The organism is Photobacterium phosphoreum, from assembly GCF_002954725.1.
In the GTDB taxonomy this organism is placed as follows: domain Bacteria; phylum Pseudomonadota; class Gammaproteobacteria; order Enterobacterales; family Vibrionaceae; genus Photobacterium; species Photobacterium phosphoreum.
Genome location: NZ_MSCQ01000001.1, coordinates 1,361,651 through 1,369,288 on the forward strand (window position 1 = coordinate 1,361,651; position 7,638 = coordinate 1,369,288).

General features: G+C 37.5%; 6 protein-coding genes. 5 read left to right on the plus strand and 1 reads right to left on the minus strand.

Annotated features, from left to right (window positions below):
* The first annotated feature begins 3 nt into the window (after positions 1 to 3).
* Genes cybH through BTO21_RS06040 form a run of 3 tightly spaced genes read left to right on the plus strand, consistent with a single transcriptional unit; the run spans position 4 to position 3,040 of the window.
* Positions 4 to 750 (plus strand): Ni/Fe-hydrogenase, b-type cytochrome subunit, encoded by a 747-nt coding sequence (cybH, locus tag BTO21_RS06030; protein ID WP_045031525.1) that lies wholly within the window; start codon positions 4 to 6, stop codon positions 748 to 750.
* A 5-nt stretch (positions 751 to 755) separates the two neighbouring features.
* Positions 756 to 1,301 (plus strand): HyaD/HybD family hydrogenase maturation endopeptidase, encoded by a 546-nt coding sequence (locus BTO21_RS06035; protein ID WP_045031523.1) that lies wholly within the window; start codon positions 756 to 758, stop codon positions 1,299 to 1,301.
* Positions 1,298 to 3,040: a Kae1-like domain-containing protein gene (locus BTO21_RS06040; protein WP_045031521.1), complete on the plus strand. Its 1,743-nt coding sequence runs from the start codon at positions 1,298 to 1,300 to the stop codon at positions 3,038 to 3,040. The genes BTO21_RS06035 and BTO21_RS06040 overlap by 4 nt, the downstream gene beginning before the upstream one ends.
* Before the next feature lie 62 nt (positions 3,041 to 3,102).
* Here the strand turns inward: BTO21_RS06040 and dcm are convergent, their stop codons facing one another.
* A complete protein-coding gene (dcm, locus tag BTO21_RS06045) occupies positions 3,103 to 4,413 on the minus strand; it encodes a DNA cytosine methyltransferase (protein WP_105026728.1) in 1,311 nt (436 codons plus the stop codon).
* A gap of 71 nt (positions 4,414 to 4,484) precedes the next feature.
* Between dcm and BTO21_RS06050 the strand changes: the two genes are divergently transcribed.
* Complete coding sequence (locus BTO21_RS06050) at positions 4,485 to 6,050, plus strand: McrB family protein (protein WP_239997992.1); 1,566 nt, start codon at positions 4,485 to 4,487, stop codon at positions 6,048 to 6,050.
* On the plus strand, positions 6,050 to 7,312 hold the full coding sequence (locus BTO21_RS06055) for an LlaJI family restriction endonuclease (protein ID WP_045031518.1): 1,263 nt from the start codon (positions 6,050 to 6,052) through the stop codon (positions 7,310 to 7,312). The genes BTO21_RS06050 and BTO21_RS06055 overlap by 1 nt, the downstream gene beginning before the upstream one ends.
* Positions 7,313 to 7,638: the final 326 nt, after the last annotated feature.

Consider the following 7,638-nt stretch of genomic DNA (forward strand, 5'->3'; position numbering starts at 1 on the left):
ATCATGTCAACAGATACCGTGTTGTATAAACGATCCTATGTATTTTCATTCATTATCCGTTTATGTCACTGGTTACGTGCCTTTGCAATCTTTGGTTTAGTCGTTACTGGCTTTTATATTGCTTGGCCGTTTTTGGTCGCACCAAACAGCACCAATGTACTTGAACAAGGCTGGATCCGTTTAGCGCATGAAGTGTTAGGCTTTATATTGATCGCCGTCACACTGATTCGTGCCTATCTGTTCTTCTTTAGTCGGAGTAACGTTGAACGTCGCTCGATTCAAGATATAGTGAGTCCGAAAAGCTGGATTCAGCAAATTAAAGCCTATTTTTGGATGGGTAAAGCCCCTCACCATGGCGCTTATGGTCCATTACAACTGATGGTTTATGCGGGTATTTCTATCGCTGCAATCTTCATGTGTGTGACTGGCTTGACGCTATATGCTAATGTATACCACTTAGGAATTGGTGGCATGATGTGGGAACCTGCTCAATGGGTCGCATATGCGATGGGCGGGTTAGATGAAGTGCGAAAATGGCACCATTATATTACTTGGGCATTCATTATTTTTGTATTGATCCACGTGTATATGGTTATTTGGACAGGGATCCGCTTCCGTAACGGTTCTGCTGATGCCATAATGTCTGGCTACGATTACCACCCAGTAAACGTGAAAAAAGCAGATAATGGTAACCATCCAGTCCAGCATCATGCTCATCACGATAACCACTCAAAAAATAAAGGCCACTAGCGCAAATGAAGATATTGCTGCTTGGTATTGGCAATGTCTTGTACGCCGACGAAGGAGTCGGCGTACATTTCGTCAATTATCTCACAGAAAATTACCGCTTTACGCACCCCGACCATCAGATTGATCTTATTGATGGCGGTACGTTGGCACATTGTCTTATTCCGACGTTAACGCAATATGATCATCTGATTGTAGTTGATACGGTTAACGCTGCCGATGTAGATGCTGGCGAAGTATATTTCTTTGACTTTGATAAAGCCCCTGCTGAAATTGATTGGCAAGGCAGTGCTCACGAAGTTGAAATGCTACAAACATTGATCATGATGGAATTGGTCGGCGATCGCCCCAAAACGTATGTTTTAGGCGTAACACCAACCGTATTAGAACCTATGTATATGGGCCTAACATCTAAAATTAATGCGGCAATACCGGTTATGGAATCGGCCCTTCTTAAACACCTTTCCGCACTTGATATAAAGTGCGAAAAAGTGAATAACATTGATATTAACAGCTTGATCCCAACGGCTTACAAACGAGGCATTGAACAATGAAATTAATTCAATTTTCTTTTACCTGTTCACGCCCGGTGCCGTTTTATGCCCAACTATGTAACGATTATTTAGCTAATCAACAGGTAGAAATCACCATTGGTTATGATAAAAATCGTTACCTTATTGAAGCTGTTGGCAATCAAGCACAACTTGAAGCATTAGCAGATCAAATAGCCAAAGATTTCTTATTGTCTATTTGGTTGATTGACTCTTCAATTAAAGAAATTCGCCACCGTGAAGGTCGTGTCGTTCCTTTAGTTACCTCACCACATCATTTGCCATTTTGCAGTTATTGCGAACCTGCATTAGGTGATAATCAATCCGAATTATTTGGTGAAATCGCCATTGCTTGCTCGCATTGTCATGGTGAGACATCGGTTGAAGCATCCATCGATCGTCAACAGATTCAGCAATGGGCTGAAACGGTAATGAACACAGGCCATGTGAGTTTTAGCTTACCACTTGCTAACAATCAACTGCATGAATTTCATTTAAGCCGCGGACCTATTGAGGCAGCACAGCATCAGCGTCAGCAAGTCATTATTTGTAATCCTAATAATGTCCCGATGCATTTTATTGTGCCGTCACTGCATGTATTAGCGTTATCAAGCTTAGAAAAAGCACGCGTTACTGTACGTGCAAAGCGACATCATGCTCAGCTTGATCAACCGTTATATGATCTTTGCTTTAGCTACAATCGCGTATTAACAGTACTAACTGAAATGTTGCGTGTGCGCGGTATTGATTATTTACATATCGAAACCAATCACCAGCAGCCATTAATTGCACGTATTAACAAAGGCTGGAGTCAGGTTTGTAGTGATCCTGTTATCCATCCATTAGTGCCATTTAAATCGGTTGAACCGTTACACGATCAAGCCTGTATCAATGGTCTAAATGCCTATTGGAGCAAGCGTCGTATTCGGTTTGATTACCAACCTAATCACCCTAACGATGCCTCTGCGCAAACATTGCCTATTTGTGCTCTACACGGCGGCATGTTGGAATCAGGTGTCGGTCGTCATAGTGCTGCGATTTACTTTGGCCGTTATGGCGCAGGTGAAATTGTCAGCCAAGATAAATTCACGCGTACTGATACGTTCTTAGTCATGCCTACCCTGCCACAATCTGGCTCAGAAATGATTGCAACGTTGGCTGCAGGTGAGCAAGCCGAAGTATTAGCGAAATTTAAATATCAAATTCCTGTGAGTTACAATGCGCTTAACAAGTTAATCTTGAATGAGTGTAATGATCAACTGTCAGGTCTATTTGCATTAGTGGCAACGGTACTGGGTTTATCGAAATCAGGTCATGATAGTGTTCAGTATCTTAATGATGCACTGATTGCTAAATCATTGCACAATGCTGATAACCAAGGCCATCGTGTCGATTTTTCATTAGATATGGTTGATGGTAAACGTACTATTGATTGGGCGAAAATGGTCGGCAGTTTAATGAGCTTCTGCCTAGTGGTTGATGAAGTCGATTATGACAAAATAGCCTTTGGTGTGATGGACTCACTTGCTGATTATATTGCCAATTGGATCGAGCGTATGGACGAAACCTCTGGCATTAAAGCCGTTACCCTTGCAGGTAGTGACTTTGCTAATGAAGTGCTCGCTGATCGCGTTTGCTTACGCGTGGGTAAGAACTACCCTATCGTGGTTAACCGGAAACTAGAACTTGATGGCAGCAACCTAAGTGCAGGTGCATTGTTCTTGAAAATGCGCCGCCGTTAAGGTTTTATCTTATTGAATTAAATAGCCCCATTGCTGTTAGTGATGGGGCTTTTTTGTGGGGTTTATTTTTTATCGAGTTTTTTTAGAGTAATTACTAATTGCTCTGCTACAGCATCAATAACTTTCATACATACAGAATTACCAAATTGCTTATATATTTGACCTTGTGATACAGCATCAACAATAAAGTTATGAGGAAAACCTTGTAAATTTGCACACTCTCTTGGTGTTAACTTTCTTGGATTTTTATCAAGATGGCTTTGATCAATTAGTATTTCAGATCCATCTTTATAATAGCGTGCACTTATTGTATTTGTATATTCGCTTTCAGCATTGAATAACGAATAACCAAAACCATTCCCTTTTGTTTTATGCTCTTCTTTACGTTTTTTATGCCCAGTCCACAACTTATCAGAAATAGTAAAACGATCTTTATCGTGCTTGTCTTTATCGACATATAATTCAATCTGAGGCTGTAGAATGTCACCTACACGAGTTGTGGTTTTTTCACCAATAGGCCAAGTAAAGATATCTTCAAGTTTTATATTTTCATCTAAACCAAATGCATCACGATCAAATCCAACAAAAAAGACTCGTTCCCTATTTTGTGGGATTCCAAAATCACCTGCACGTAAAACTTTTACATCAACGCAGTAATTCAGCTTTTTAGATAATGCACTACGAGCATCTTCACTCATAGGTACATCAGTTGGAATCTCTTGCTCAAATTCACCACGCAAAATAGCCAAAATAGTTTTTAACGTTTCACCTTTATTATGGCTTTGAATTTGCTTAACATTTTCAAGTAAAAATGCTTTTGGTCTTTTTTCTGCGAGAATACGCTGAATTTCAAAAAACATGGTTCCACGTGTATCACTAAAACCTTGTTTTAAACCTGCTTGTGAAAACGATTGGCAAGGAAATCCACCAAGCAAAACATCGTGATCTGGAATATCTTTCGTTTTGATTTGAGTAATATCACCATTTGGCATTTCACCGTAATTAGCAAGGTAAGTTTTTTGTGCAAACTTATCCCATTCTGATGTAAATACACAATGTCCGTTTAATTTTTGAAATGGCAACCTAATACCACCAATACCTGCAAATAGATCAATAAAGCTAAAACCTGAATCCGAAAGTGATTTTTGCTTAAAAGGAGCATTGTTATGGTGTTCTTTTAATTCATATTCTAAATTTAGAATTGCGTTCCACTTTGCCTTGGTTGGTTCATGCTCACCTTTCTCCCAGCCTCGTACTGTCCGCTCGCCTGTCGAGTTTAAACCTAAAAGATTTGCGACTTCTGTTGCTCCAAGTCCAAGTTTTACTCTTAAAGTTTTGATATATTCAGCTTTATCTATAATTACAGTTGTCATTAGGTCTACTTATCCGGTTTTTAACCCGGCAATGCTACCACTGTATATTCATTCAGGCAAGGTTGTTTAGCATGAGATTTTCCGACTCAGATTACAAAAATTTTTCTTCTAATATTGAGACTTCTAATGACCAATCAAAATTTACAATAAAATTTTTTAGATCAGGTTCATTTATTCAAGTAACCAATTCGACAGGCAAAGTTCATGATGTTTCATTTCAATCCATTTTAGCCGCATTGAAAGACATAAAAAAAAGTATAGAGTGCCAATATTATATTGCTGAATGTTTTTCTAACCCAGCTTCTGTTCTTAGAGATGAAACAACAGAACAAGCTAGATGCGACTCTTTTATTCAAAGTCTCTCAGCTAATAATGGTACTCAAATTACAATATTTAAATATTTTGAGAAGCCAATGAGAGTTATTGGGAAAAAATTTTTTAATAATGAGCGGGCAAAAGTACTAGCGGCAGAACAAACTAAATTACTATTTATTGTAATATCTCGATTTGTGCACATAGCCAATATCTCTAATCAATCGACTGTGAATGATAATAATGATCTAAACTTAGATGAACAAATTCCTTTTTCTACTAGCGAATTAGATAACACAATTCAATATATTGAATCATTAATTGATTACATGACATATGATCCCAAAGTTAGTACAACAGGGATTATTGCAAGAAATGTAATTTATTACGGTGCCCCCGGTACAGGTAAAAGCTATTCTATATCTCAAGGAAAAAATGAAAATTATTTTACTCGTACTGTTTTTCATCCCGATACACAATACAGTGACTTTATTGGTTGTTTAAAGCCAATAATGAACAACAATAGTGTCGGTTATCAATTCCGTCCAGGTCCATTTACAATAGCAATTATTAAAGCCATATCTGACCCCTCCTCTGAATATTTCCTTGTAATAGAAGAAATTAATCGAGCTGCTGCTGCCGCTGTTTTTGGTGAGATATTTCAATTGCTTGATCGTGATGAAAACGGTGAAAGTTCTTATTCTATTGATGTATCAGATCCTGATTTACTAGCCTACCTTAATGAAAAAACGCTTAATAAATTTTCTACTGGTAAGCTAAAAATTCCATCAAATTTATCATTATTGGCTACCATGAATAGTAGTGATCAAGCAGTAATGCCAATGGATACTGCATTTAAGCGCCGCTGGCAATTTAAATATTTACAAATTGATTACTCAAAAGCATCTAAAGGGACATTAAATATACCAATTGAATCTGCTGGAAATATAACTATTCAACCTATTGAATGGTCTATTTTAGCAATGGTTATCAATAAACATTTAGCAACTGAGCGTATTCCAGAAGATCGTTTACTTGGTCATCGATTTATTAGTGAAACTGAACTTCAAAAGGATCCTGACAATACATTAAAAGGTAAATTACTAATGTATTTATGGGATGATGTATTACGCCATAGCCAAAAAACGATTATTTTCAAAGATGAAGTAATCATACATGGGCAATCTGTAGAATTAATCAACTTTAGTCAATTAATTAATGCTTTTGAGCAAGGATCTACTGTCTTTAATAACGCTATTGAAGAAAGCTTACTATCAAAAATGGCTGAATCTGTTGATACTAAGACATACTTGGAATACGAATAATGCCATCAAAACTTTATCATTATACTGATAGAGCACTGGTATCTTCCCTACCAGATGATCTCAAAAAGCAAATGTATAATCAGTATTTGATCACCCATGACGATATAAAAATATCATTTTGTGGGCTAGTTATAAACAGTTCAGGAGCTCATGTCTTTTTACCCAGAAACTCAAATATTCCTAAATTAGATAGCCGTGAGAGTTATCAAATTGCTTCATTTTTAATGAAAGCAATTCGTCGTTATTCTGAAGATAGAACAAGCAAACTATACGCACTAGATGGAGGCATTGACTGCATTGGTAGTCATCGACTCAATCTAATATCTACCTTACTTGAAGATTTTTGTAATAACGGCTTATATTCTCGTCGATTATCAGAGAAAGTTTTGAATACAGGTAAACCTGATTGGAAGCGAACAATGTCAAACCAAACGCCTTTTCCAGGTAAAGGTGGACCTGTTTATCTTGATGTGTATGGTACTAGGCGTCGTTATTTTTCTGATAGCGAAGTATCTCGTATACATGCCAGTATTATTAAACAAATAGATAAATCTTTTGGATGGATAGTTACTGGATCTAATTTATCTGTATCACAAGACATACAAAACATACCTTTATCAAAAGGAAATATTACAGAACAATTACGCGTATTACATTCTGAATTAATATCCGTTTTTTCGGAAAGAGATATTCGATTATTACAATTATTATCTGAATATCTAGAGTGTAATCATGGACGTGAAATAAGTGACTCCGTAATTGGGCTCAAACATTTTCATGGTATGTGGGAACATATGCTAGATAAAACATTATCATGGAATTTTCCTGTTAATCGATTACTTTCTGTTCCTACATATCAATTTAATGACGGAACACTAAAGCCAGCTGCTGCAAAGGCACAACGAACAGATACCGTTTTAAGGTATCCTAATAGTAATAAATTTGCTGTTGTTGATGCAAAATACTATGGAGCACAAGGTCTTAATAGCGCCCCTGGGTGGCCTGATTTAGTAAAACAGTTTTTCTATGCAAAAGCACTGAAAGTCTATTGTCCAGAATCAAAGGTCAGTAATGCTTTTGTTTTCCCTGGTTCTGGCCCATTGAAATCAGTTCACATGCAAAATAGAACAACTAAGAATCTAGAAGATGATGATTACCCTCCAATTAAGTGCTTGTATTTAGACCCAATTAAACTGATTAATCATTATGTTAAAGGGAAAAAACTTGAAGAGTTCAGCCGTGACATATTATTCAATGATTAACTCTACAACGCGTGGATAGTAGATTCCCTATCTCGTTCGTAACCTCACTGTAGGGAATGACGGGGGTTGAGGTTGGCATTCATTGTAGAGAGTGACGAGGTTGATTTGTGCATTTTTTATTGAAAATGATACAGCCTATTATCCGTCATCTCGGAAGGCAAGGAACGAGGGCTATCCGTGATCTATTTACCGCGTGTTTGAGCCTCAAAGACACCAACGAATACAGTCACTCTACAACGCGTGAATGATAGATTCCCTATCGCCCTCGCGGGCATTCACTGTAGGGAATGACGGGGGTTAGTTAGTACATTTATTGTTGAAAATGA